This is a genomic window from Cellulosimicrobium marinum (assembly GCF_020551945.1).
Taxonomy (GTDB): domain Bacteria; phylum Actinomycetota; class Actinomycetes; order Actinomycetales; family Cellulomonadaceae; genus Cellulosimicrobium; species Cellulosimicrobium marinum.
Genome location: NZ_JAJBZH010000002.1, coordinates 480,721 through 504,620 on the forward strand (window position 1 = coordinate 480,721; position 23,900 = coordinate 504,620).

At 74.7% G+C, this 23,900-nt stretch carries 23 protein-coding genes; 11 read left to right on the forward strand and 12 right to left on the reverse strand.

Annotation, left to right across the window (positions count from 1 at the left end):
• Positions 1-66: 66 nt before the first annotated feature.
• A complete protein-coding gene (locus tag LGQ04_RS06080; RefSeq protein ID WP_229242802.1) occupies positions 67-1,233 on the reverse strand; it encodes an N-acetyltransferase in 1,167 nt (388 codons plus the stop codon).
• Positions 1,234-1,373: 140 nt separating this feature from the next.
• Between LGQ04_RS06080 and LGQ04_RS06085 the strand changes: the two genes are divergently transcribed.
• Positions 1,374-1,949, forward strand: a complete 576-nt coding sequence (locus LGQ04_RS06085; protein ID WP_229242803.1) for a dienelactone hydrolase family protein — start codon at positions 1,374-1,376, stop codon at positions 1,947-1,949.
• 22 nt (positions 1,950-1,971) lie between these two features.
• Here the strand turns inward: LGQ04_RS06085 and LGQ04_RS06090 are convergent, their stop codons facing one another.
• Positions 1,972-3,156 (reverse strand): N-acetyltransferase, encoded by a 1,185-nt coding sequence (locus LGQ04_RS06090; protein ID WP_229242804.1) that lies wholly within the window; start codon positions 3,154-3,156, stop codon positions 1,972-1,974.
• Positions 3,157-3,306: 150 nt separating this feature from the next.
• Complete coding sequence (locus LGQ04_RS06095) at positions 3,307-3,573, reverse strand: GlsB/YeaQ/YmgE family stress response membrane protein (protein WP_229242805.1); 267 nt, start codon at positions 3,571-3,573, stop codon at positions 3,307-3,309.
• Between the two features lie 289 nt (positions 3,574-3,862).
• On the opposite strand from LGQ04_RS06095, the gene LGQ04_RS06100 reads away from it, so the two are divergent.
• Complete coding sequence (locus LGQ04_RS06100; RefSeq protein ID WP_229242806.1) at positions 3,863-4,240, forward strand: RNA-binding S4 domain-containing protein; 378 nt, start codon at positions 3,863-3,865, stop codon at positions 4,238-4,240.
• A 72-nt stretch (positions 4,241-4,312) separates the two neighbouring features.
• Here LGQ04_RS06100 and LGQ04_RS06105 read toward each other — a convergent pair whose 3' ends face one another.
• The 4 genes from LGQ04_RS06105 to LGQ04_RS06125 form a co-directional block, all read right to left on the reverse strand.
• On the reverse strand, positions 4,313-5,278 hold the full coding sequence (locus LGQ04_RS06105; protein ID WP_229242807.1) for a type IV toxin-antitoxin system AbiEi family antitoxin: 966 nt from the start codon (positions 5,276-5,278) through the stop codon (positions 4,313-4,315).
• Between the two features lie 173 nt (positions 5,279-5,451).
• Positions 5,452-6,183 carry a lytic polysaccharide monooxygenase gene (locus tag LGQ04_RS06115; protein WP_308016357.1) on the reverse strand — a complete coding sequence of 244 codons (732 nt, stop codon included), beginning with the start codon at positions 6,181-6,183 and terminating at the stop codon, positions 5,452-5,454.
• 267 nt (positions 6,184-6,450) lie between these two features.
• Entirely contained in the window at positions 6,451-7,197 is a 747-nt protein-coding gene (locus LGQ04_RS06120) for a lytic polysaccharide monooxygenase (RefSeq protein WP_229242808.1), read from the reverse strand.
• Positions 7,198-7,465: 268 nt separating this feature from the next.
• On the reverse strand, positions 7,466-8,044 hold the full coding sequence (locus LGQ04_RS06125; protein ID WP_229242809.1) for a 1-acyl-sn-glycerol-3-phosphate acyltransferase: 579 nt from the start codon (positions 8,042-8,044) through the stop codon (positions 7,466-7,468).
• Between the two features lie 164 nt (positions 8,045-8,208).
• Here LGQ04_RS06125 and LGQ04_RS06130 point away from each other — a divergent pair, with 164 nt between their 5' ends.
• From LGQ04_RS06130 to LGQ04_RS06140, 3 genes are read left to right on the forward strand one after another with little or no spacing between them, the layout of a single operon-like run.
• Positions 8,209-9,420, forward strand: coding sequence for an ROK family transcriptional regulator (locus tag LGQ04_RS06130; RefSeq protein WP_229242810.1), 1,212 nt, complete (start codon positions 8,209-8,211; stop codon positions 9,418-9,420).
• A complete protein-coding gene (locus LGQ04_RS06135; RefSeq protein WP_229242811.1) occupies positions 9,417-10,364 on the forward strand; it encodes a polysaccharide deacetylase family protein in 948 nt (315 codons plus the stop codon). The genes LGQ04_RS06130 and LGQ04_RS06135 overlap by 4 nt, the downstream gene beginning before the upstream one ends.
• Entirely contained in the window at positions 10,361-11,788 is a 1,428-nt protein-coding gene (locus LGQ04_RS06140) for an MFS transporter (RefSeq protein ID WP_229242812.1), read from the forward strand. Before LGQ04_RS06135 ends, LGQ04_RS06140 begins: the two co-directional genes overlap by 4 nt.
• Before the next feature lie 51 nt (positions 11,789-11,839).
• On the opposite strand, the gene LGQ04_RS06145 is transcribed toward LGQ04_RS06140, so the two are convergent.
• Complete coding sequence (locus LGQ04_RS06145) at positions 11,840-12,340, reverse strand: MarR family winged helix-turn-helix transcriptional regulator (RefSeq protein ID WP_229242813.1); 501 nt, start codon at positions 12,338-12,340, stop codon at positions 11,840-11,842.
• 119 nt (positions 12,341-12,459) lie between these two features.
• Between LGQ04_RS06145 and LGQ04_RS06150 the strand changes: the two genes are divergently transcribed.
• Positions 12,460-13,380: an LLM class flavin-dependent oxidoreductase gene (locus LGQ04_RS06150; RefSeq protein ID WP_229242814.1), complete on the forward strand. Its 921-nt coding sequence runs from the start codon at positions 12,460-12,462 to the stop codon at positions 13,378-13,380.
• Positions 13,377-15,743, forward strand: coding sequence for an LLM class flavin-dependent oxidoreductase (locus LGQ04_RS06155; RefSeq protein WP_229242815.1), 2,367 nt, complete (start codon positions 13,377-13,379; stop codon positions 15,741-15,743). The genes LGQ04_RS06150 and LGQ04_RS06155 overlap by 4 nt, the downstream gene beginning before the upstream one ends.
• Before the next feature lie 20 nt (positions 15,744-15,763).
• Here LGQ04_RS06155 and LGQ04_RS06160 read toward each other — a convergent pair whose 3' ends face one another.
• Positions 15,764-17,008 (reverse strand): benzoate/H(+) symporter BenE family transporter, encoded by a 1,245-nt coding sequence (locus LGQ04_RS06160; RefSeq protein ID WP_229242816.1) that lies wholly within the window; start codon positions 17,006-17,008, stop codon positions 15,764-15,766.
• A gap of 74 nt (positions 17,009-17,082) precedes the next feature.
• Between LGQ04_RS06160 and LGQ04_RS06165 the strand changes: the two genes are divergently transcribed.
• Complete coding sequence (locus LGQ04_RS06165) at positions 17,083-17,628, forward strand: helix-turn-helix domain-containing protein (RefSeq protein ID WP_229242817.1); 546 nt, start codon at positions 17,083-17,085, stop codon at positions 17,626-17,628.
• Here LGQ04_RS06165 and LGQ04_RS06170 read toward each other — a convergent pair.
• The 3 genes from LGQ04_RS06170 to LGQ04_RS06180 all read right to left on the reverse strand — a co-directional run bounded on the left by LGQ04_RS06170 (position 17,556) and on the right by LGQ04_RS06180 (position 20,503).
• Positions 17,556-18,827, reverse strand: coding sequence for a PrsW family intramembrane metalloprotease (locus LGQ04_RS06170; protein WP_229242818.1), 1,272 nt, complete (start codon positions 18,825-18,827; stop codon positions 17,556-17,558). The genes LGQ04_RS06165 and LGQ04_RS06170 overlap by 73 nt on opposite strands.
• Positions 18,828-18,948: 121 nt before the next feature.
• Positions 18,949-19,404, reverse strand: a complete 456-nt coding sequence (locus tag LGQ04_RS06175) for an LbetaH domain-containing protein (protein ID WP_229242819.1) — start codon at positions 19,402-19,404, stop codon at positions 18,949-18,951.
• A 97-nt stretch (positions 19,405-19,501) separates the two neighbouring features.
• The gene (locus LGQ04_RS06180) at positions 19,502-20,503 is read right to left on the reverse strand and encodes a LacI family DNA-binding transcriptional regulator (protein WP_229242820.1); all 1,002 of its coding nucleotides are present in this window, start codon (positions 20,501-20,503) and stop codon (positions 19,502-19,504) included.
• A 153-nt stretch (positions 20,504-20,656) separates the two neighbouring features.
• Between LGQ04_RS06180 and LGQ04_RS06185 the strand changes: the two genes are divergently transcribed.
• The 3 genes from LGQ04_RS06185 to LGQ04_RS06195 are packed head-to-tail and all read left to right on the forward strand — an operon-like array spanning position 20,657 to position 23,876.
• Complete coding sequence (locus LGQ04_RS06185) at positions 20,657-21,952, forward strand: ABC transporter substrate-binding protein (RefSeq protein WP_229242821.1); 1,296 nt, start codon at positions 20,657-20,659, stop codon at positions 21,950-21,952.
• A gap of 5 nt (positions 21,953-21,957) precedes the next feature.
• Positions 21,958-22,980, forward strand: a complete 1,023-nt coding sequence (locus LGQ04_RS06190) for a carbohydrate ABC transporter permease (RefSeq protein WP_229243024.1) — start codon at positions 21,958-21,960, stop codon at positions 22,978-22,980.
• Entirely contained in the window at positions 22,977-23,876 is a 900-nt protein-coding gene (locus LGQ04_RS06195; RefSeq protein ID WP_229242822.1) for a carbohydrate ABC transporter permease, read from the forward strand. Before LGQ04_RS06190 ends, LGQ04_RS06195 begins: the two co-directional genes overlap by 4 nt.
• The last annotated feature ends 24 nt before the right edge of the window (positions 23,877-23,900 follow it).

Here is a 23,900-nt window from a genome sequence, read left to right on the forward strand (position 1 = left end):
CCCGCCCGGTGCGACCGTCACCCGGGCGATGGTCCGGTGGCCTGACGAACGTCGCCTCCCGACCCTTCAGCCCGCGGTGGTGAGCCGCTTCTGCCAGACCGCGGCCACGCCGTCGGCCCGGAAGCCGAGCGCCACGTTGATCGCGAGCATGTGCGCGTTCTCCTCGGCGTTCCACGTGTGGATGCGCACCACCCCCGGACGCCACGCGGCGAGTGCCCGGAGGTTCGCGACCTTGACCAGGGTGCCCAGACGGTGACCGCGGTGCTCGCGCACCACGAGCGTGTCCTCCTGGAAGCCGAACGGGACCTCGGCGCGGGGCACCTGGAGCACGGAGAACGCGACGAGCGCTCCCGTCCCGACATCCTCGGCGACCGTGATCAGCACGTGCTGGGAGCGGTCCGCGAGGTCGGAGAGGTGGTCGCGCACGCGACCCGCGTCCCAGTGCTCCTCCTGCTGGTCGAGGCCGGCGGACGGCGCGTCCGTGCTCATGCGCCCCCAGAGCTCCGCCATGCCGTCGAGGTGGCCCTCGGGGACCTCGTCGAACCACGTCGACGTGCGGTACGCCCCTGCCGACCTGCGCGCCTCGGCCTCGAGCGCGTCGAGCACGACGGCCGGTACCGGCAGGTGCAGGGTCGAGTGCCGGGTGACCTGTTCAAGGGCGTATCCGCGCGCGAGCGCGGCCCGGACGGGCGGCGCGTCTCCCGGGACCCGGCCGACACCGGTCGGCGGCTCGATCGTCGTCGGCCCGGCGTCGGGTTCCGGGCTGTGCGGAGTGGTGAACGCGACCGTGTCGCGGCCGAGCCCCGCGACGAACCGTTCGGCGGCGTCGAGCACGAGGTCGCGGACCTCGTCGGCGTGCTCGCCCTCCCGCACGCGCGGGCTCACCCAGGCGATGCCCTCGGCCGTGTCGCGCGGCACCACCGCGAGGACGACGCCCGCGACGTCACCGGGATCGAATCCCCGCTCCGGGACTGCGGGCTCGCCCGCCGGACCTGCCGCGGGCTCGTCGGCGCGCACCGCTGCGAAGAGGACCTTGCGGTGGTGCACCTGATGGCGCAGCGCGCCGAGCAGCACCCACGGCGGAGCCCACTGGTCGGTCCACCCCCAGACGGCCAGCTCGCGGTCGTGCTCGATCTCGCTGTAGGCGAGCACGGCCCAGGCGTCGGGGTCGTCGAGGTCGGCGGGCGGTTCGGGTGCGCGCAGCACGCGCCATGAGGGTGCCGTCGTCGTCATCCCGCCGAGTCTGTCCGACGTCCTCGGTCAGGGCGAGGCAATTCGTCGCACGGGCCCGGGCGGCGGGAGCGGGCGGACGGCCGCAGGATGGGTGACGGCGTCGCGCCGCGCGCCGCGACGGCTCGTCACGAGGAGGAGAGATGGCCGAGGTCCTGCTGTTCCACCACGTCCAGGGGCTCACGGAGGGCGTCCTGACGTTCGCCGAGACGCTGCGCGGTGCGGGGAACGTCGTGCACACGCCCGACCTGCTGGAGGGTCGGACGTTCGCGACGCTCGACGAGGGCATGGCGCACGTCGAGGAGGTCGGGTTCGCGACGGTGCTGGAGCGCGGCCGGCGCGCGGCCGACGCGTACGACGCCACCGTGTACGCGGGGATCTCCCTCGGCGTCCTGCCCGCCCAGATGCTCGCGCAGACCCGCGCAGGGGCGAAGGGCGCGGTGCTGCTGGAGGCGTGCGTCCCCGTGGCCGAATTCGGCGACGCGTGGCCCGAGGCCGTGCCCGTCCAGGTGCACGGCATGGACGCCGACCCGTCGTTCGCGGGCGAGGGCGACCTCGAGGCGGCGCAGGAGCTGGTCGACTCCTCGCCCGACGCCGAGCTGTTCCTCTACCCGGGCGACCGCCACCTCTTCACCGACCCGTCCCTGCCGTCGTACGAGCCAGAGGCCGCGGCGCTCGTCGTGGAGCGGGTGGTGCGGTTCCTCGACGGAATCCGCTGAGGCGTGCTGCGACCCGCCGAGGTCACCGCGCCGCAGGTGCGGTGAGACGCTGCCACGACGCCCACCCGCCCGCAGGACGGAACCCGAGCGCGACGTTGATCGCGAGCATGTGCGCGTTCTCCTCCGCGTTGCCCGTGTGGATGCGGCGCGTCGCCGGACGGACCGTCGACAGGGCCTCGAGGTTCGCGACCTTGACGAGCATCCCGAGGCGGTGCCCGCGGTGCTCCTGCAGCACGAGCGTGTCCTCCTGGTGGGCGAACTCGTCACGGCCCAGCGGGTACTCGAAGAGCGTGAACGCCGCCAGCTCGCCGCTCGGCACGTGCTCGGCCGCCGTCATGAGGAACCCGTACTCCGTGTCGCCCAGCGACTCGATCCACGTCCGCACACGCTGCGCGTCCCACGGGTCCTCCTCGTAGTCCACGCCGCCCACGGGTGCGTCCGTGCTCATGCGGGTGAACAGCCTCCCGACGTGGTCCAGGTGGTCGTCCGGGACCTCGTCGCGCCAGGTCACGAGCCGGTAGTCGTCGCCTGCGACGGCGCGGGCCTCGCCGCCGAGCCGGTCGAGCAGGCCGCCCGGGAGCGGCAGGTCGAGCACCGAGTGCCGCTCGACCTGCTCCAGCGCATACCCGTGCGCGAGCGCGAACCGTGTCTCCGGCGTCTCCGCGTCGACCCGCCCGGCGCCCGTCGACGCCGTCACCGTGCCCGGCCCCGGCCCCGGCTCCGAACCCTGCGACGTGGCCGAGAGCAACGTCGTGCGTCCTGCGTCCGCGGCGAGGCGCTCCGCGACCGTCAGCAGCGCCGTGCCGATGCCCCGGCCGCGCGCCGCCGCCCGCACGAACGGGTACACCTCCGCCAGCCGCGGGTTGCTCGCCGTGGGGAAAATGACGAACAGGTGGGCGACGACGTCGTCCACACCCGGCGCGGGGAGGCCCGGACCCAGCGCCTCGGCACGGACCACCACGAACCGCCGCTTCGTCGCGTACTCCTGGTGCCGCATCCCGGCGAGCGCGTCGCGCGCCTCGAGCGCCATGTCGTCGTACCCGTGGACGGCGAGCTCGATCTCGCGCTCCACGTCCGCGATCGCGCGGTACGCCCACGACTCCGGCGCGTCGACGTCGACGCTCTCCCCGTCACCGGCGAGGACCTCGACGAGGACCAGACCGGGCGGCAGGGCGACGTCCGGGACAGCAGGGGCGGCGATGCTCATACCACCCAGCGTCACGCCGCCCGCCGGGCGATGTCCACGGTTTTTCCCCGGGGACGCGGATCTTCTGGTGAGACGCCGGAGCGGCCCACCCCTGTCCGGGGAGGGCCGCTCCGGGTGACACGACCGGCCGGGTGGCCGGCCGTCGTCGGCTCACGTGCGCTTGCGGCTCGTGATCCACGACCAGACGAAGACGACGATGAGCGAGCCGAGGAGCGCGAAGCCCCACGTGCCCAGGTCGAAGAACTCCTCGTTGGCGTCCGTGCCGAACACGCCTCGGGCGATGAACCCGCCCAGGAGCGCGCCGAGCACGCCGAGGATCAGCGTGACGATCCATCCGCCCTTCTGCTGGCCCGGGACGATCGCGCGAGCGATCGCGCCCATGATGAGGCCGATGAGGATCCAGCCGATGATGCCCATGTCAGTCAGTCTCCTTAAGCTCCCGTGGGAACGGACAATCCGGATGATTCGCTCCGGACGACCTGGGAAGAACGTCCCACGGGTCGCGGGTGCACGCACGTCGAGGGCGGTGGGGCGGTGCGGCTCCGGTGGGTGCTGGGGTGGTGCGGGGCGGTGACCGACGCCGGGTCTCCCACCCGGCGCCTCGTCCCTCGGCGCCTCCTGCCAGACCCGCCACGACCCGGCGTCGGCCCCCGCCCCGCACCACCACGCCACCCCGCCCTCCACGGCCGCCTCGTAGGCTCGGAGGGTGAGGAGCGAGACGACGAGCGTGCGGGTCGACAGCTGGCTGTGGGCCGTCCGGGTGTTCAAGAGCCGGTCGCAGGCGACCGCCGCCGTGAAGGCCGGGCACGTGCGCGTCAACGGTGAGCGCGCGAAGCCGGCGACGAGCGTCAAGGTCGGGGACCGCGTCGTCGTGCGGGGCGGGGTCGTGGAGAAGGTGCTCGTGGTCGAGAAGCTGCTCGTCAAGCGGGTCTCCGCCGCGATGGCCGCCGAGGCCGTGACCGACCAGAGCCCGCCCCCGCCGCCCCGCGAGCTGCGGGTGCCGCTCGCCGTGCGCGACCGTGGCGCCGGACGGCCCACGAAGCGTGAGCGGCGCGAGATCGACAGGCTGCGCGGTCGTGGCTGAGCACCGCGTGCCGAATGATGCGCCCGGGGCCGAGTGATGCACCTGCACGTGCATCACCGGGCCCCGAGTGCCTCACTCGACGGTGTTCAGGCCGGGACGCCGGACGCGTGCGCCGACCCGGTCCGCACCGATGCACCGCACGACCCGGGCGACGAGCCCCGCGGCGTCGCGCAGGTCGGGGGCGGTGACCCGCAGCACCCGCCACCCCTCCTCCTCGACGGCCTCCTGGCGCCGCTTCTCCGCGAACAGCACGCGCCCCGGGTCGCCGCCGGCCAGCTCGCGGTACTTCACGAGCCCGTCGAACTCGACGAGCACGCGCCAGGCCTCCCAGCCGAGGTCCGCGCGGAAGCGACCCAGGCGCGTGACGAGCGGCATCTGCGTCCGAGGACGGGGCAGGCCCGCCCGCAGGAGCTCGAACCGCACCACCGACTCACCGGGGGACTCGGCGCCACGGTCCGCGACGTCGAGGACCGCCCGTGCGCGCACCACACCCCGGCCGCGGGTGTGCGCCACCCGGTCGACCAGCGCGTCCCGCGACACCCCTGACCGCAGCGCGGCGTCGGCGACGACCAGCCCGTCCCGCGGATGGAGCGTGCGCAGGCAGTCGAGCACCGTGCGTTCGCGCGTGGTGACGGGGATCCCGTCGACGACGGTCACGTCGGTCGGGCCGAGCGGGAGGCGGTGCCGGACGACGTCGCGCGCACGGCGAGCGCCGGGGACGTGCCGCTGCACGACGTGGACCGTCGAGGGCGGCGTCCACAGCGGCAGCCCCCACACGAGGGCTGCGCTCTCGTGGGAGACGACGTGCGGGGAGTCGAGCTGGCGCGAGACGGCCTCGACGCGAGCGCGTTCGACGCGCCGTCGACCGGCGGGGTCGGACCGGCCGGCGGGGTCGGACCGGCCGGAGGCGGGGTCGACCCAGTACGCGCCGCGGCGCAGGCGTGTCCCGGAGGCGGAGCGTGCGAGCGCGCGGACCGCGTCGCGCGGCAGGTCGGCGGCGAGGACCAGGCGCGGGGCCGGTGGGTCGGGGGTGTGCATCGCTGCACCGTGCCACGTCGACCCGGCCCCGCGGGCCACGGGTGCGGCGGGCTGTGGACGGGCGTCGCCGACGAGGGCCTGTGGATCAGGAGGCGGCTCGTCGAGAGACGCACGACGGGCCGGGTGATGCACGTCCCCGTGCATCACCCGGCCCGCAGTGCATCAGCGGAGGGTCAACAGGCGCCGAGGTCCTTCCAGACGCCCCACTGACCGCTCTGGGCGGGGTTCTCGCCCGTCGTCCACCACTTGGCCTCGTACGTCTTGCCCGAGTGGGAGACGCGCGCGCCGCCGAGGTAGACGCCGCCCGAGGTCCAGGCCGGGGCGGTGCAGTCGCCCGGCGGGTCCGTCGGCGGGTCCGTGGGCGGGTCGGTCGGCGGGTTCGTGCCGCCGCTCCCGACCGTCACGTCGACGCAGTTGTAGAACGCCATCGGGGTGTCCGCGATGTTCCAGCGCGCGAAGATCGTGTGGTTGCCCGAGGGCAGCCCGGTCAGGGTGTGGGTGACCGTCGCGCCCGGCTGCTTGCCTCCGTCGTTGAAGGTCTTGAACAGCTGGCCGTCGACGAAGTACTCCCACGTCGACGTCGCGTGGCGTGCCGTGATCTTCCACGTGAACGTGGTCGACGAGCTGACCTGGGTGCGGGGCCAGGGCTTGCTGGCGTCGTCCAGGTGGTTGAAGCCGCTGCCGCCGGAGCACTGCATGGAGCCCTTGGGGGCCTCGACGCTCTGCGGCTCGTACTTGATGGGGCCGCAGTCCCAGGACAGGTTGCCCTTGGCGCAGTGGTCCTGGCGGCTCGGCGGCGACGTGATCCAGCCGTGGGCGGAGGCGCTGGGTGCCACGGCGATCGGGGCGACGATGGCGGCCGCCCCGACCAGTGCCGCGACGAGCGCCGCTCTGAGTCTCTTCATGGTGTCTCGTTCTCCATCCGGTGGTGCTTGCGGTTCCTCGCAGGCCCGCGACGTCGCGGGCCGCACGCGGATCGGTCCCTTCGACGCTAGGGAGCCGGGACGGAGCGGACAATCGGGTGGATCACGTACGGGCATCCGCGTACGGCGTCCGGTACGGGGTAGGGGAGAGGCTCCCGCGCGCCCCCTGCACGCGCGGCGGGCACAGCACTGCCCGACGGCGTCCGGCCGGGTGACCGGTCGCCGTCGGGCAGCGGAGGGTTCAGCGGGTCAGCAGGCGCCGACCAGCTTCCACGGGCCCCACTCCTCGGCGCCGGGGGTGTTGTTCTGCGTCCACCACTTGGCCTCGAAGATGTTGCCGTTGTGCGAGACCTTCGCCCCGCCGGTGTAGACGGACGACGCCGACCACGCCGGGTCCGTGCACTCGCCCGGCTGGCCGCCGGTGTCGCCACCGCCGGTGTCGCCACCGCCGTTGTCACCGCCACCGGGGTTGGTGCCGTTCGCGGTGATGTTCAGGTCCACGCAGTTGTAGAACGCGTTCACCGTGTCCGCGACGCTCCAGCGCGCGAGGATGGTGTGGTTGCCCTCGGGCAGGCCGGTGAGGGTGTGCGAGATGTCCTTCGGGGGCTGGACGCCGCCGCCGTCGAACGACGCGAAGAGCTTGCCGTCGACGAAGTACTCCCACACGCTCGTGGCGTGGTTGGCGGTGAGCTTCCACTGGAAGGTCACCTCGGAACCGGTGGTCGTGCGGGGCCAGGGCTTCGACTCGTCGTCGAGGATGTCGTAGCCGCTGCCGCCGGAGCACTGCATCGAGCCCTTGACGGCCTCGACCGACTGCGGCTCGTACTGCAGGCCGCCGCAGCTGAACGACGTGGTGCCGGTGGCGCAGTGGTCCTGCCGGCTCGGGGGAGAGGTGATCCAGCCGTGCGCCGAGGCGCTGGGTGCGATCGCGATCGGGGCGACGATCGCCGCCGCACCCATCACCACGGCGACGAGCGCCGCGCGGAGTCGCTTCATCGGGGACTCGCTTCCTGTCTCGGGAGGGTCGGAGGCGGCGTCGTGCCGCGCTGCCGACCGGGGGACGCGACGACGGTAAGCACGGTCGGTGCCCCGCTCAACGGCCTGTCCGGGACGCTGCGAGGGTACGGGTATCCCCGTACGGGGCTGTCGGATTCGCCGGGATCGTGCGCGTGGGAGCGGTGCCGGGTCACCGCTGCCGGTGACCTCCGCGACCGCTTGCCCGGAGAAATCGTGTGGTGATCCCGTACCCCGCGCGGGCCGGGGATCAGGCGGTCGCGTCCTCCTCGCGCAGCCGGGGCTCGGTGCGCAGCTCCGGGTGCACGCCGGCCTTGTCGGCGTAGAAGGCGCGCACGACGTCCATGTCGGCGTGCACGTCGCCCGTGAGGTCGATCGTCGGGCCGAGCCCGGTGGTCATGGTGGTGCGGTCGACGTACCCGAGGGTGACGGGCAGCCCGGCCTCGCGCGCGATGCGGTAGAACCCGGACTTCCAGTACGTGCCGGCGCCGCGGGTGCCCTCGGGCGTGACGACGAGCGAGAACACCTCGCCCGCGCGCATGCGCCCGACGACGTCCGCGACGACGCGGCTCGGGTCGCGCCGGTCCACGGGGATGCCGCCGAGGGCGCGCATGAGCGGCCCGGCGGGCCCGGCGAACAGGGTGTGCTTGCCGAGCCAGCGCACGTGGATGCCGGTGCTCCACGCGATGGCGAGCATGAGGACGAAGTCCCAGTTCGACGTGTGGGGTGCGCCGACGAGGAGGGTCGGGCGGGTGGTGTCGTAGGGCTGGGACCGCAGGGTCCAGCGGCTCGTCGCCCAGTAGGCGCGGGCGAGGGCTCGGCGGATCACCCGGCAACGGTAACCCCGCGGGCGCTCGTGCCGGGTCCTCACTGGCCGTCGTCCACAGGGTCCGAGCCGGGCGTCGACAACGCAGCGGGGCAGGGTTAGCCTGCGTCGAGCGGTAGGACACTTCCCGCCCTACTTTCACCCGGCCCCTGCTCGACGGAGACCAGATGGACGCCCTGCTCGCCGGTTCACCCACCCTGCTGCGCACGCTCAACGCGCGTGCCGTGCTCGACGTGCTGCGCACGGGCCCGCAGGCGCGGCCGGACGTCGCGGCCGCGACAGGGCTGTCGAAGACGACCGTGGCGCAGACGCTGCGCGCGCTCGTCGCGACGGGCGTCGTCGTCGAGGCGGGCCTGGACCGTGACCGCCGCGGCCCGGCCGCGACGCTGTACCGGGTGGACCCGGACCACGCGTTCGGCCTGGGGGTCGACGTCGCGCGCGACCGCGTGCGGGTGGCGCTCGTCGACGTCACGGGTGCGGTGCGGGCCCGTGCCGAGCGGCGCGACGTCGCCACGTCCCCGACGGCGCGGGCGCGGGCGGCGGCGGAGCTCGCGCGCGGGTGCGTGGCCGACGTCGCGGCGCGGACGTCGCCCACCCGGCCGGTCGACGTGACGTGGGCGGTCGCAGCGGTCCCCGCGATCGTGGAGGGCGACGGGGCGACGGTCCGCCGCGTCCCGGCGTTCGAGAAGGGCGGCCCGGCGCTGCACGACGCGCTGGCGGACGCGCTCGGCTGCCCGGTGCGGGTCGAGAACGACCTGAACCTGGCCGCGGTCGCGGAGCTGGGCGGCAGCGTCGCGGGCGACGCGCGCACGTTCGCGGTCGTGGGGCTCGGCTCGGGCTTCGGCGCTGGCCTGGTCGTCGACGGGCGGCTGCACCGCGGGGCGCACGGCGGTGCGGGCGAGGTGTCCTTCCTGCCGCACCCCGGCCGCCCCCTGGGGTCGGAGCTCCTCGGCGCCTCCGCGCTGCGCACCCTCGCCGCGGAGCACGGGTTCGCGGAGGACATCGGGGTGCGCGAGCTCGTCGACCGGGCGGAGCAGGGCGACGCCGCCGCGGGTGACGTGCTCGACGTCGTGGCCGAGCGCATCGCGACGGTGGTCGGCTCGGTCGCGCTCGTGCTGGAGCCGGAGCTGTTCGTCCTCACCGACCAGGCCGCCCGGGCGCCGATCGCGGACCGTGTCACCCGGTACCTCGCCGAGCGGATCGCCGTCCTCGGCGTCCGGGTGCTGCCGTCGACGCTCGGCCCGGACGCCGTCGTGCTGGGCGCGGCCCGCGCCGCGAGCGACGCCCTGCGCGACGAGGTGTTCCGCGCCGCGACCGCCGTCGAGCCGACGGGCGAGGGGTCGGGCGAGGGGTCGGAGTCCGAGGAGGCGGTGTCGTGACCGCGCCGTCGGACCTCGTCGAGCGGCTCGGGCACGCGCCCGGCACGCGCGCGATCATCCTCAACGCCGACGACTACGGCATGTGCCGCGCCGCGAACCGGGCCGTCGGCGGCCTGCTCCTCGACGGGCTCCTCGACTCGGCCACGCTCATGGTGCCGTGCGCGTGGGCGCCGGACGCGCTGGCGTTCGCCGTCGCGCACCCCCACCTCGACGTCGGGGTGCACCTCGTCCTCACGAGCGAGTGGTCGCGCTACCGGTGGCGCCCGCTCACCGGGGTCGGCACGTCCCTGGTCGACGCCGCGGGCTACTTCCCCGCCGACGTCGCCACCGTGGAGCGCCAGGCGGCGGAGGACGACGTCGCCGCCGAGCTCGCCGCGCAGGTCGACGCGGCGCTCGCGGCCGGCCTGGACGTCACGCACCTCGACAACCACATGGGCTCGGTCTACGGGCTCGAGACGGGGCGGTCGTTCCTGCCGCAGGTGCTCGCGCTGGCCGCCCGCCACGGCCTGCCCTTCCGGCTGCCGCGCACCGTGGAGGGGATGGGCCTGCCCGCGACGCTGCAGCCCGTGCTCGACGAGGCCGCTGCGGCCGCCGACGCGCTCGGGGTCGTGCTGCCCGACCGCCTGTGGACGCACCCGTTCGAGCTCGCCGGCGAGGGCACCGTGGGGGAGGAGGACTACGACGAGGTGAAGGCCGGGTTCCTCGACCTGCTGCGCGCCGTGCGGCCGGGGGTCACGGAGATCTACCTGCACCCGATGCTCGACGACGACGAGCTCGTCGAGGTCGCCGACCACTCCACCGCGAAGCGCGGGTTCGAGCACCGCCTCCTCGCCGACCCCGACGTCGCGGCCGTCCTCGCCGCGGAGGGGATCGTCCGGGTGGGCTGGCGCGACCTGCGCGCCGTCCAGCGCGGCGGGAGCGTCGCCGTGGCGGCGGCGGGATGAGCGCGAGCCCCGACGGCCGCGCGGGCGGGCACGCGCCGTCGGGCACCCTGCTCGCCCGGTTGCGCGACCGCCGCCTCGACGGTGCCGCGCCCCGCGGCCTGACGGTCGCGTACGGGGCGTCCGCGTTCCCCGCGAACCTCCTGCTGCAGACGTTCTCCGCGTTCGTCGTCTACTTCTACGTGGACCACCTGGGCGTCCCCGCGGGCTGGGTCGCCGGGGCGATGGTGGCGCACGGGATCCTCAACGCCGTCCTCAACCCGCTCGTCGGCGCGGCGTCGGACCGCCGCCGCACCCGGTGGGGGCGGCGCGTGCCGTGGATCGGCCTCGGCGTCGTCCCGCTCGTCGTCGCGTTCGCGCTCGTGTGGATGCCGCCGCCGTTCGGGCCCGCGGGCCTCGTCGTGTGGTTCCTCGTCGTCGTCGCCGTGTACGACGTCGCGTACGTCGTCGTCGTGCTCAACGTCTCCGCGCTGTTCCCCGAGATCTTCCGCACGACGGCGGAGCGCGCCCGGGGCAACGTGCCCCGCCAGGTCTTCGGCCTCGTCGGCATGATCCTCGGGACGGCGGGCGCGCCGCTGCTGTACGGGACGATCGGCTGGACGTGGATGGCCGTCGTGCTGGCGGTCGTGAGCCTGGGCGTGTTCGCGTGGTCGTTCGCCGGCATGGTGGAGCGTCGCGTCGACGACCCGGCCGTGCGCGAGCGGGAGGCCGGCGTCGGTCTCGTCGACCAGCTCCGGTACACGTTCGCCAACCGTGCGTTCGTCACGTACGTGCTCGGGTCGCTGCTCCTGCAGAGCACCACGGCCGTCGTGCTCGCCGCCGTGCCGTTCTACGTGCGGTACGTCGTCGGCGGTGCGGAGGCGGACGCCACCTTCCTGCTCGCACCGATCTTCGTCGCGGCGATCCCGTCGATCGCGGGCTGGTCGTGGGTCGTGCGCCGCGTGGGCCCGCGGTCGGCGATGCTCGCGGTCGTCGCCGTGTACGGCCTCGCGACGACCCTCTACCTCGTGCCGTCGACGGTGCTCGGCGCGGCGCTCGCGGGCCTCGCGGTGGGTGTCGGGGTCGCCGGGCTCATGCAGGTGCTGGAGGTGGCGCTCGCGCAGGTGATCGACGACGACGAGCGCCGCACCGGCCTGCGCCGCGAGGGCATGTACTTCGGGGCGAACGGGTTCGTGGTGCGCGGCTCGGTGATCGTGCAGGCGGTGCTCGTCGCGGGGGTGCTGTCCGCGAGCGGGTACGTCGAGGGCGCGGCGACGCAGGCGCCCGAGGTGGCGAGGGGCGTCCGGCTCCTGCTCGGCGCCGCGCCCGTGGTGCTCGCCGCGCTCGCGTTCGTCTGCTTCTGGCTCTATCCGCTGCGGGGCGCCGACGCCGCGGCGCTCGACGAGGCGCAGGCGTCCCCGACGGCGGCAGACCCCCTGCCGAGGTAGTACCCCGTCCCGCGAGGGAGTTGCCCGGTCCCGTGAGGGAGGACCGGGGTGCTACCGCGCGGTCCCGTCGAGCGCCTCCTGCGCGACGACGCATGGGTCGGTCCCGGCGTCGACGTCCCGCAGGTCACAGGCGACGTGGCGCACGAGCGTGCGGAAGGTGTCGCGCTCCCGGGGCGAGAGCGCCTGGAGGAGCGAGTCCTCGGCGTCGTGCACCTGGGTGGCGAGGTCCGCGAGCCGACGCCGCCCGGTGGCCGTGGCGACGACGCGGCGGGCGCGGCGGTCGGCGGGGTTCTGCTGGCGTTCGACGAGGCCGGCGGCGACGAGGTCGTCGACGAGGTAGGTCATGACGGTGCGGTCGATGCCGTGGTGCTCGGCGAGGGCGAGCTGGGTGGGCTGGTCGCCCTGCACGACGGACCCGAGCACCTGGTAGCCGCGCGTGCCGTGGGGGACGTCGACGAGGACGGCCTCGACGGTGGCGCGGTAGGCGCGCAGGAGCACGCCGAGGTGCCACCCGAGGTCGTCGTGGTGGGCGGGCGTGGGCGTCGTGGGCACGGCGCCAGCGTAGTCCGGGGAATGCGGTGCGGCCACCTTTCTGTTAGGGATATGTTCTGTACCACCACGCATCGTCGTCGGCGTCGGCGCCCGCCGACGCCCCACCGGATCGAGGACCCATGGACTACGGCCACGAGCTCCGCTTCGGCTCGTTCATCACCCCCGCCGCGGCGTCGCCGCGCGAGGTCGTCGACCTCGCCGTCCTGTCGGAGCAGGTGGGGCTCGACCTCGTGACGTTCCAGGACCACCCCTACCAGCCCGGCTTCCTCGACACGTGGACCCTCCTGAGCTGGGTCGCGGCGCGCACCGAGCGCGTCCGGCTCGCGGGGAACGTGCTCAACCTGCCGCTGCGCCCGCCGAGCGTCCTCGCACGCTCCGTCGCGAGCCTCGACCGCCTCTCCGGCGGGCGGGTCGAGCTCGGGCTCGGCGCGGGCGGCTTCTGGGACCCGATCGTCGCGATGGGCGGCGACCGGCTCACCCCGGGTCAGAGCGTCGACGCGCTCGGCGAGGCGATCGACGTGATCCGCGGGCTGTGGGACACGACGACGCGCGACCGGCTCGTCGCGGGCGGCGAGCACCACCGGGTCGACGGCGCGAAGCGCGGACCGGCGCCCGCCCACGACGTCGAGATCTGGGTCGGTGCGCTCAAGCCGCGCATGCTCCGCCTCGTCGGCGCCACGGCGGACGGCTGGCTGCCCTCGCTCGCGTACCTGCAGAGCGTCGAGGCGCTCGCCCGCGGCAACGCGACGATCGACGACGCCGCGCGCGACGCCGGACGTGACCCGGCCGCGGTCCGTCGCCTGCTCAACGTGGGCGGCCGGTTCACCGCCGCCGGCGGGAGCGGGTTCCTCCAGGGGCCGCCGCAGCAGTGGGCGGAACAGCTCGCGGCGATGACGCTCGAGCACGGCGTCTCGACGTACGTCGTCACGGGCGACGACGCGACGACCCTCGCCGTCGTGGGCCAGGAGGTCGCGCCCGCGGCCCGCGAACTCGTCGCCGCCGAGCGCGGGACCGCGCCGACCGGGGGAGACCGCGCATGACCGACTACGGCCACCCGCTGCGGTTCGGCACGTTCGTCACCCCGCTCGCCGACGACCCCGACGCGACGGTCGCGCGCGCCGTCCTCGCCGAGGACCTCGGCCTCGACCTCGTGACGTTCCAGGACCACTCGTACCAGCCGCGTTTCCTCGACACGTGGACGCTGCTGAGCTATGTCGCGTCCGCGACGGAGCGGATCCACGTCGCGCCGAACGTCGCCACCGTGCCGATGCGACCGCCCGCCGTCCTCGCACGGGCCGCGGCGAGCCTCGACCTGCTCTCCGACGGGCGAGTCGACCTCGCCCTCGGGGCGGGCGCGTTCTGGGACGCGATGGAGGCGACGGGCGTCCCGCGTCTGTCCGCGGGGCAGAGCGTCGACGCGCTCGCCGAGGCGATCGGCGTGATCCGGGCGATCTGGGGCGAGGACGTCCCCGGCGCCCGACCCGCCGGGGCGCGGGGCGGCGTCGTGCTCCCGGGCGAGCACCACCGCCTCGCGGGTGCCGAACCGGGACCCGGGACCACGCGCCGCATCCCGCTGTGGCTCGGCGCGCTCGGTCCGCGCATGCTGCGCCTGACGGGCGAGTCCGCCGACGGGTGGCTGCCGTCGTTCGGCCGCGTGGGCGTCGACGGGCTGCGCGCGGGCAACGCGGCGATCGACGCCGCCGCGACCGCCGCGGGACGCGACCCGCGCGAGATCACCCGCGTCCTCAACGTCGCGGGTGTCTTCGACGACGACGGCGCCGTCCCGCGAGGCACGGGCGAGCCGGACGTCTCCGGTCCGCCCGAGGCGTGGGTCGAGCGCCTGCTGCCGCTCGTCGTCGACGAGGGCGTCTCGACGCTCGTCCTCGCCTCCGACGACGAGCGCACGACCCAACGCTTCGCCGAGGAGGTCGTCCCCGCGCTGCGCGCCGAGGCCGAGCGCGTGCGCGCCGCGGCCGGGACCGACACGAGCCGGGTCGTCCCCGCGCAGGTGCGCGCGCGGCGTCGGGCAGGCATCGACTACGACGCCGTGCCTCCCTCGCTCGCCGAGCGTGTCGTCGAACCGGGCGACGCCGCCCACGCGGCCGTCCGCTCCACCTACCTGCGTGGCGGGTCCCCGGGCCTCGTGCTGCGACCGCGCGACACCGCCGAGGTCGTCGAGGCGCTCGCGTACGCGCGCGCCCAGGAGGTCACGCGCCGCGTGCCGCTGTCGGTGCGCTCCGGCGGGCACGGCATCAGCGGGCGCTCCACGAACGACGGCGGGATCGTCCTCGACCTCGGCGCGCTCGCCGGCATCGAGGTGCTCGACGACGCGGCCCGGCTCGTGCGCCTCGGCCCCGCCGCGCGCTGGGGGGACGTCGCCACCGCGCTCGCCCCGCGCGGCTGGGCGATCACGTCGGGCGACTCGGGCGGCGTCGGCGTCGGCGGTCTCGCGACCGCGGGCGGCATCGGGTTCCTCGGCCGCGCCCACGGGCTCACGATCGACCACGTCCGCGCCGTCGAGACGGTCCTCGCCGACGGCCGCGTCGTGCGCGCGAGCGCCGACGAGAACACGGACCTGTTCTGGGGCGTGCGCGGCGCGGGGGCCAACCTCGGGGTCGTGACGTCGTTCGAGCTCGTCGCCGACGAGGTCGGCGACGTGGGGTTCGCCCAGATGGTGCACGACGCCTCGGACACCGCCGCGTTCCTCCAGCGGTGGGGCGCGACGGTCGAGGCGTCGCCGCGGGACACGACGAGCTTCCTGCTCATGGGCCGGCCGCGCCCCGGGCAGCCCGTCGTCGCGCAGACCATGACGATGGTCGACTCGGACGACCCCGACACCGTGCTCGACCGCCTCCGCCCGTACGCGGCGATCGCCCCGCTCCTGCAGCAGGCGACGGCGCAGATCGTGCCGTACGCCGCCGTCGTCCAGGCCCCGCCGCCCGGCCCGCACCACGGCGAGGGCGAGCCCGTGGCGCGCTCGGGCCTGCTGGAGCACGTGACGCCCGAGGCGGCGGCACGCCTCGCGGGGCTCGTCGCGAGCGGCGACACGTTCTTCTTCCAGATCCGCTCCACGGGCGGCACGACGTCGGACGTGCCCGCCGACGCCACCGCGTACGCGCACCGGACGGCGAACTTCGCGGTGAGCGCGATGGGCGCGAGCCGTGCACGGCTCGACGCCCGCTGGGACGCGATCGCCGACGTCTTCACCGGCTCGTACCTCAGCTTCGAGACGGACCCGCGCCCCGAGCGTGTCGAGGACGCCTTCCCGCCCGCGACGCTCGACCGCCTGCGCGCGCTCAAGCGGCGGGTCGACCCGGGCAACCTGTTCCGGGACAACTTCTCCGTGCTCGGCCCGGCCGCCGTCGACCCGCACCCCGCGGACGAGGCCGGCCCGCTGCGGTAGTACCCCAGTCCGCTGAGGTACTACCTCGCGCTACCGGGGTACTCCCTCGGCAGGGTGGGGGTGTCGGGCGGTGCCTGCTGTGGTGCCGGCTGCGGTGCTGCTGCCCGACGGCGCGGGGTCACCACGGCGTGGACGGCGAGCCCGGCGAGGATCGCCCAGAACGCGGCGCCGATGCCGGCGACGCCCACCCCGGAGGCGGCGACGAGCAGGGTGACGGCGGCCGCCTCCCGGCCGTGGGGGTCGGCGAACGCCGCGCCGAGCGCGGAGCCGAGGGTGCCGACGAGCGCGAGCCCGGCCGCGGCCTCGACGAGCCCGGCGGGGGCGGCGGCGACGAGGGACGCGAGCGCGGCGGAGGCTGCGGCGAGGACGAGGTAGGCCCAGCCGGCGGCGTGGGCGGCGACCCAGCGGCGTCGGGCGTCGGGGTGCGCCTGGGGTCCGGCGGCGAGCGCGGCGCTGATGGCGGCGAGGTTGATCGTGTGTCCGCCCGCGGGGGCGCCGACGAGGGTCCCGAGGCCGGTGACGGTCATGGTCTCGCGCCACGGGACCCGGTACCCGTACGACGCCATGACGGCGACGCCGGGGACGTTCTGCGACGCCGTGGTCACGACGAACAGAGGGACGGCGAGGCCGACGACGGCCTGCCACGTCAGCGTCGGGGCGGTGAGGTCGAGGCGGGGGACGGCGTCGGTCCACGCGAGCGTGCCGGTGCGTGCGGCGGTGACGGCGACGGTCGTGAGGGCGACGGCGAGCGCGGCGGGGGAGGCCCAGCGCGGGGCGAGGCGCAGGAGCACGAGCCAGGTCGCGACGACGGGCGCGACGAGCAGCGGGAGGTCGACCAGCGCGCGCACGGGGGCGAGGCACAGGGTGAGGAGGACGCCCGCGAGCATGGCCTGCGCGACGGCTGCGGGCACGCGGCCGACGAGCGTGCCGAGCCGGGGCCACGCGGCGGTGAGGAGCAGGAGGGCTCCGACGAGGCAGAACGCGCCGACGGCGGCGGGCCACCCGCCCGCGACGGCGCCGGTGCTCACGAGGAGCGCGGCGCCGGGGGTGGACCAGGCGAGGGTGAGCGGGGTGCGGTGGCGCGACGTGAGCCAGAGGATCCCGGCGCCCTGGGTGACGCAGAGCGCGAGCAGTCCGGAGGCGGCCTGCTCGGGGGTGGCGCCGACGGCGCGCAGCCCGGCGAGGACGACGGCGAACGAGCTGGTGAAGCCGACGAGCGCGGTGACGAGGCCGGCGAGGACGGGCTGGGTGCGGTCTGCGGCCATGGTGCTCCCGTGGGTGTTCTGAGAACAGAACGGTAGCACCGAGCGTTCCGTGGACGGAACGGTACTCTGGCGACGTGAGCGACCACGACGAGGCGGCCCGCGCCGTCGCGGAGCAGATCCGCGCCGCCCGGGACGAGCGCGGGCTGTCCCTGTCCGCGCTCGCGGCCGCCGCCGGCATCGGCAAGGGCTCGCTCTCCGAGATCGAGCGCGGCAGCCGCAACCCCACGCTCGCCACCCTCTACGCGCTCGCCGGGGCGCTCCGCGTCCCCCTCGCCCGCCTCCTCGCCGAGCGGGCGGGCGCCGAGGTCTCGTCCGAAGGGGTGCGCGCGCGCCTGCTCGACGTCCACCAGGTCGCCGAGGGCACCGTCGTCGAGGTCTACCACCTGCACGTCGCCGCCGGGGCGCACCGCACCTCGCCCGCGCACGGGCCGGGCGTCGTCGAGCACCTGCTCGTCACCGACGGACGTCTCCGCGCAGGGCGCCTCGGGGCGGAGGCCGAGGTCGGCGTAGGCGACGAGCTGCGCTGGGTGTCCGACGTCGAGCACTCCTACCAGGCGCTCGGCGACCGCCCCGTCGACGCCGTGCTCGTCATCAGGACGCCCCCCGGCGTGACCGCCTGAGGCGCACGCGCGAGGAACGCCGCGCGCGTCGCCCCCATGAGCGAGAGCAGCGCACGCCGCAGCCCCTCGACACGCCCCGGTTCGACGATGCCGCGCGCGACCCGGTCGTGCAGCAGCGCGAGCTCCGTCGCGGCCTGCTGGTAGTCGCGCATCGCCCGCGCCGCCCCGGGTCCGCCGGTGCGGCGCGCCCACCCGCGTGCCCGACGGCGCGTGCCCAGCGTCGAGAGCATGGCGAGGTCGGCCGGGGTCACCAGGCCCGTGGCCTGGTACGGCGCGAGGTGGCGGTCGACCGTCGCGACCGTCCGCCGCCGGTCGGCGCGCAGGACGAGCACGACCGTGACGAGCACACCCAGGCCGGCGAGGTAGGCGAACGCCAGCCCGACGACCCCGAAGCCCGTCGCGCCGTTCCACAGGGCGTGCAGCGCCATCGCGGCGGCCAGGCCGCCGAGCGGCGCCAGGACCCGGCGCGGCCCGCGGGGCGTCATCGCGGCGCTCGCGATCCCCAGCCCCGTGAGGGCGGTGCACAGGGGGTGCAGGAGCGGGGAGACGACGGCGCGCAGCACGAACGTCGACCCGAGGGCGTCCGTCTGTGCCGCCATGATGAAGTACTGCACGTTCTCCACCGCCGCGAAGCCCAGGCCCACGACGGCCGCGTAGATGACGCCGTCCGTCCAGCCGTCGAGCTCGTGGCGACGGAACCACAGCATCCCGAAGAGCACCGCGCCCTTGAGGATCTCCTCCGTGACGGGGGCGACGACCGTCGCGACGGCGTACCAGCCCGTCTCCTGGCCGAGCAGCGGCGCGGCCACGAGCTCCATGCCGAGGGAGTTGAGGAGGCCGGCGAGCAGGGTCGCGACACCGGCCCCCCACAGGAACGTGACGACGAGCGCGCTGGGCGGCTCCGGCTCCAGGCGGTCGAGCGCGAGGACCACGGGGAGCCACACGCCCAGGGGCAGCAGCGCGAGGATGAGGCCGAGACCGAACGAGCCGCCGCCCGCGAGCGCGAGGGACCACAGCCCGAGCAGCAGGCACACGCTCGACACGGCGATCGCGACGATCACGCCGACGGGCGCGCGTCCCGGCACCCGTCCGTGGAGCACGGCCCTCGGGTCGAGGGCCGGTTGCGGGGGAGCGGGGGTCGGCGGGCGGAACCCGGGGGGCGGGGGACCGGGGACGTGGCCGTGCTGCGGGTAGGTCACGGGCGGTGATGCTACGCAACCGCGCGGCGGGTGGACAGAGGCGGTTCACGCCGAACCCCGGGTCGTTCGGCAGTCCGACGTCGGCGTGCCGTGCAACCCGGGGTTCGGCGCAGCGGGACGGTCAGGCCGCCGCGGCCCACCCGGAGGTGCCGGGGCGGCGTCGGGCCACGACGGTCTCGTCGTCGACGACCGCGTCGGGCAGCACGACGGCGCCCGGCTCCACGCGGACCTCCGCGCCGACCCGGGCCCCGCTGCCCACGCGGGCCCGGTCGCCGACGCGCGTGCCCGGGCCGAGGCGGACGTTGTCGCCCACCACGACGTCGTGCCCGAGGGTGACGTCCTCGTCCAGCCAGCTCCCGACACCGATGCGGCACCCCGGCCCGACCAGGACGCCGGCCTCGACGTACGTGCCGTCGCCGACGGGCACGTCCTCGGGGACGTGGGCGCGCGGCGAGACGAGCCCGCCGCCGGTGTGCCGGGTGTAGTGGACGATCTGGCCGTGGTCGTTCTCGACCTGGACGCGGCGTGCGACGCGCCGCGAGGGCGTGCGGTACGTGCCGCGGGCAGCCTGGACCATGGGACCTCCTCGGGTCGCCTCGACAGGTTCTGGTGACATAACGACACGGCGGGCCGAAGGATTCCTGAGGCGACCGGTCGTGCAGCGGCGCGCGCGGTCAGAGCGGGCGCGTGCTCCCTCGCACGACGAGGCTCGTCGCCAGGCGCAGGTGCGGCTCGCGGGCGCGGCCCTCCACGAGGTCGACGACCATGCGCAGCGCCTCGGCGCCCATGCGGTGGATGGGCTGGCTGACGGTGGTCAGCGGCGGGCTGGTGAGGGCGGACTCGGGGACGTCGTCGAACCCGACGACCGACACGTCGTCGGGCACGCGCAGGCCGAGCTCGGCCGCGACCTCCATCGTGCGGATGGCCGACAGGTCGTTGGCGGCGAAGACCGCGGTGGGGCGGTCGGGGAGCTGGAGCAGCTCGTGCGCGGGGGAGTCGGCGAGGTCGGGCCGGTAGCCGCCGACCCGCAGGAGGTCCGGGTCGACGGCGATCCCGGCGTCCTGGAGCGCCTCGCGGTAGCCCTGCTCTCGCAGGCGCGCCGACTCGAGGTCGGGGCGACCGCCGAGGAAGCCGATGCGCCGGTGCCCGAGGGCGACGAGGTGCTCGGTCGCGAGGCGCGCCCCGGCGAGGTTGTCGGAGTCGATCGTCGGGGCGCCCGACGGGCCGCGGTGCGGGTCGACGGCGACCACGGGGATCGAGCCGTCGGGCGCCACCACGGTCGGGGTGACGACGATCGCCCCGTCGATGAGCGTCCCCGCGAGCCGCGAGAGGTAGCGCTGCTCCCAGCCGACGCGGTCGTCGCGGCGCAGGCCGCCCGAGTAGGCGAGCAGCTCGTAGCCCGTGCCCTCGACCGCCTCGGAGATGCCCTTGAGGAGCTCGGTCGAGAACGGCTCGAACTCGGCGACGAGGATCCCGATGACGTTGGTCCGGCGGCTGCGGAGGCTGCGCGCGACGATCGACGACTCGTAGCCGAGCTCGGCGATGACCTCGTGGACCCGGGCGGACGTCTGCGGGGCGACCCCGTAGCGCTCGTTGATGACCTTCGAGACGGTCGCGACGGAGACCCCGGCGGTGCGCGCGACGTCGCCGATGGTGACTCTCCCCGTCGGTCGCATGGTCCAGACCTTAACGCGTGGCACGACGTGCGCGGGTGTGCACCCCTTGTCCCGGCACGACGTGTCGAAAACGTTATCGACAACGATTGACACCAGTACGTGGTGCGAGCCACACTCACGGTGATCCGTCAACGACGACCGAGGAGATCCCCGATGACGAGGAACAGGCGCGCGGCCTCCGTGCTGGCGCTCGGTGCGACAGTCGCCCTGCTGGCCGGGGCGTGCGGCAGCGGTTCCGGAGGCGACGAGGCGGAGGGCGACGGCGACGTCACCCTCACCTGGTGGCACAACTCCAACAACGAGCCCGGTCGCGGGTTCTACGAGCAGGTCGCGGCGGACTTCGAGGCCGCGAACCCGGGCGTCACGATCGACGTCCAGGCCATGCAGCACGAGGACATGCTCACCAAGCTCGACGCGGCGTTCCAGACCGGCGACACCCCCGACGTCTACATGGAGCGCGGCGGCGGCGAGCTCGCCGACCACGTCGAGGCCGGCCTCACCATGGACCTCTCCGAGGAGGCCGCCGACACGATCGAGACGCTGGGCGGCTCCGTGGCCGGCTGGCAGGTCGAGGGCAAGACGTACGCGCTGCCGTTCAGCGTCGGGGTCGTCGGGTTCTGGTACAACACGGCGCTGTTCGAGCAGGCCGGGATCACCGAGCCGCCCACGACGCAGGCCGAGCTCGACGAGGCGGTCCAGGCGCTCAAGGACGCGGGCATCGAGCCGGTCTCCGTGGGCGCCGGCGACAAGTGGCCCGCCGCGCACTACTGGTACTACTACGGCCTGCGCGAGTGCTCGCAGGACGTCCTGGCCGACGCGGTGACCTCGCTCGACTTCTCGGACGAGTGCTTCCTCCGGGCGGGCGAGGACCTCGAGTCCTTCATCGCGACCGAGCCCTTCAACGCAGGCTTCCTCGCCACGCCGGCGCAGTCCGGCCCGACGAGCGCCTCCGGCCTCCTCGCGACCGGCCAGGTTGCCATGGAGCTGGCGGGCCACTGGGAGCCCGGCGTCATGCAGGGGCTGACCGAGGACGGCACGGGGCTCGGCGAGGACACGGGCTGGTTCGCGTTCCCCACCGTGGACGGGGGCGACGGCGACCCCGCCGCGGCCCTGGGTGGCGGCGACGCGTGGGCCTGCGCGGCGGACGCCCCGCCGGAGTGCGTGGACTTCATCGAGTACCTGCTCTCCGACGAGGTCCAGACCGGTTTCGCCGAGAACTCCATGGGCCTGCCGACCAACCCGGCCGCGAGCGGCTCGGTCGCCGACCCTGCGCTCGCCGACCTGCTCACGGTCCGCGACGAGGCGCCGTACGTCCAGCTCTACTTCGACACGGCGTTCGGCGAGAACGTCGGCGGCGCGATGAACGACGAGATCGCGCTCATGTTCGCCGGCGAGGCGTCGCCGCAGGACATCGTCGACGCGATCCAGTCCGCGGCCGGCACCGCGTGATGAGCGTGGCAGACGACGCGCGCGCCCTCCGGGGTGCCGACGCCGCCGCTGCCACGCCCGGCACCGCCGTCCGTCCCGCCGCCGACCGCGCACCCGTGCGGCCGGCGGCGGGGACGGCCCCGAGCGGGCGCCGCGGCGTGAGCCCGGCGTGGCGCAAGCGGCTCGAGATCCTGTTCTTCGTCACGCCGGCGCTCGCGCTCTTCGCGGTGTTCGTCGTCGTGCCGATCGTGCAGGCGGGGCGGTACTCGCTGTACGACTGGAACGGCCTCGGCCCGATGGACGACTTCGTCGGGTTCCAGAACTACGTGCGGGCCCTCGGGGACGACGTCTTCACGAGCGCCGTGCAGCACAACCTCACGATCGTCGTGCTGTCGATCGTGGTCCAGCTCCCGCTCGGCCTCGGCATCGCGCTCCTGCTGAACCGGGAGATGTGGGGGCGCACGTTCCTGCGCGTCGTTATCTTCGTGCCGTACGTGCTGGCGGAGGTCGTCGCGGGTGTCGTGTGGTTCATGCTCCTGCAGCCGCGCGGTCCGGTCGACGCGCTCCTCGACGCGGTGGGACTGGGCAGCCTCACGCAGCTGTGGCTCGGCGACCCCGACGTCGCGCTGTACACCGTGCTCGTCGTCCTCACGTGGAAGTACCTCGGGCTCGCCGTGATCCTCTTCCTCGCCGGGCTGCAGGGCGTGCCCGAGGAGCTCTACGAGGCGGCGCAGCTCGACGGCGCGTCGTGGTGGCAGGTGCAGCGCAGGATCACGATCCCGCTGCTCGGCCCGACCATCCGCACCTGGGGGTTCCTGTCGATGATCGGCTCGCTCCAGCTGTTCGACATGGTCTGGATCCTCACGAAGGGTGGCCCCGCGAACTCGACCGTCACGATGGCGACGTACCTCATCAACCAGGGCACGGACCGCAGCCTCTACGGCTACGCGTCCGCCGTCGCGGTGCTGCTGTTCGCCATCTCGTTCGTCCTCGCCGCGCTCTACCAGGTCTTCGTCCTGCGCCGCGACACCCAGGAGGTCTCGTCATGACCGCCCCTGTCCTCGCGCCCGCCGGCGCCCGGTCCGTTCCCGGCGGCGAGCGGCCCCGGCGCCGCAGACGCTCGAGCGCGTTCTCCGGCGGCAACCCGCTCGTGTACGCGATCGCGCTGCTCGTCGTCGCGGCGACGCTCGGTCCCGTGGTCTACGCGGTCCTCGGCGGGTTCCGCTCCAACGCGCAGCTGGCCGCCGAGCCCGTGAGCCTCCCCGACCCGTGGGTGCTGAGCAACTACACGAACGTCCTCGCCTCGGAGAGCTTCTGGCGGTACGCGCTGAACTCGACGGTCGTGGCGCTCGTGACGACGGTCGTGGTCACGGTCTTCGGCGTGATGGCCGCGTACCCGCTGGCCCGCTACCGGTTCCGCGGGCGCGACGCGCTCTTCCTCGTGTTCACGCTCGGGCTGCTCTTCCCGCTCACGGTCGCGATCATCCCGCTGTTCCTCATGGTGCGGGACCTGCAGCTCAACAACACGTTCTGGGGCGTGGCGCTGCCGCAGGCGGCGTTCGCGCTGCCGATGACCATCGTCATCCTGCGTCCGTTCCTCATGGCGCTGCCCAAGGAGCTCGAGGAGGCGGCGCTGCTCGACGGCACGTCGCGGATCGGCTTCTTCTGGCGGATCCTGCTCCCGCTCTCGGGGCCGGGCATGGTGACGGTGGGCGTGCTCGCGTTCGTCGCCTCCTGGAACGCCTACCTCTTGCCGTTGCTCGTCCTCAACGACCCGTCCGCCAAGACGCTGCCGCTCGGCGTCGCCGACTTCTCGACCGAGCACGCCTCCGATACCGCGGGCGTCCTCGCGTTCACGTCGCTCGCGATGATCCCGGCGCTCGTGTTCTTCCTCGCCCTCGAGAAGCGCATCGTCAGCGGCCTGCAGGGCGCCGTGAAGGGCTGACGCAGCCCACCCGCACCACCGAAG

Coding starts and splice junctions, on each gene's coding strand:
- LGQ04_RS06180 (WP_229242820.1), bottom strand. CDS start 20,503: ATGCGACCGACGGGGAGAGTCACCATCGGCGACGTCGCGCGCACCGCC.
- LGQ04_RS06090 (WP_229242804.1), bottom strand. CDS start 3,156: ATGAGCATCGCCGCCCCTGCTGTCCCGGACGTCGCCCTGCCGCCCGGT.
- LGQ04_RS06115 (WP_308016357.1), bottom strand. CDS start 6,183: ATGAAGAGACTCAGAGCGGCGCTCGTCGCGGCACTGGTCGGGGCGGCC.
- LGQ04_RS06140 (WP_229242812.1), top strand. CDS start 10,361: ATGAGCGCGAGCCCCGACGGCCGCGCGGGCGGGCACGCGCCGTCGGGC.
- LGQ04_RS06085 (WP_229242803.1), top strand. CDS start 1,374: ATGGCCGAGGTCCTGCTGTTCCACCACGTCCAGGGGCTCACGGAGGGC.
- LGQ04_RS06175 (WP_229242819.1), bottom strand. CDS start 19,404: ATGGTCCAGGCTGCCCGCGGCACGTACCGCACGCCCTCGCGGCGCGTC.
- LGQ04_RS06105 (WP_229242807.1), bottom strand. CDS start 5,278: ATGCACACCCCCGACCCACCGGCCCCGCGCCTGGTCCTCGCCGCCGAC.
- LGQ04_RS06195 (WP_229242822.1), top strand. CDS start 22,977: ATGACCGCCCCTGTCCTCGCGCCCGCCGGCGCCCGGTCCGTTCCCGGC.
- LGQ04_RS06080 (WP_229242802.1), bottom strand. CDS start 1,233: ATGACGACGACGGCACCCTCATGGCGCGTGCTGCGCGCACCCGAACCG.
- LGQ04_RS06130 (WP_229242810.1), top strand. CDS start 8,209: ATGGACGCCCTGCTCGCCGGTTCACCCACCCTGCTGCGCACGCTCAAC.
- LGQ04_RS06150 (WP_229242814.1), top strand. CDS start 12,460: ATGGACTACGGCCACGAGCTCCGCTTCGGCTCGTTCATCACCCCCGCC.
- LGQ04_RS06160 (WP_229242816.1), bottom strand. CDS start 17,008: ATGGCCGCAGACCGCACCCAGCCCGTCCTCGCCGGCCTCGTCACCGCG.
- LGQ04_RS06095 (WP_229242805.1), bottom strand. CDS start 3,573: ATGGGCATCATCGGCTGGATCCTCATCGGCCTCATCATGGGCGCGATC.
- LGQ04_RS06155 (WP_229242815.1), top strand. CDS start 13,377: ATGACCGACTACGGCCACCCGCTGCGGTTCGGCACGTTCGTCACCCCG.
- LGQ04_RS06120 (WP_229242808.1), bottom strand. CDS start 7,197: ATGAAGCGACTCCGCGCGGCGCTCGTCGCCGTGGTGATGGGTGCGGCG.
- LGQ04_RS06185 (WP_229242821.1), top strand. CDS start 20,657: ATGACGAGGAACAGGCGCGCGGCCTCCGTGCTGGCGCTCGGTGCGACA.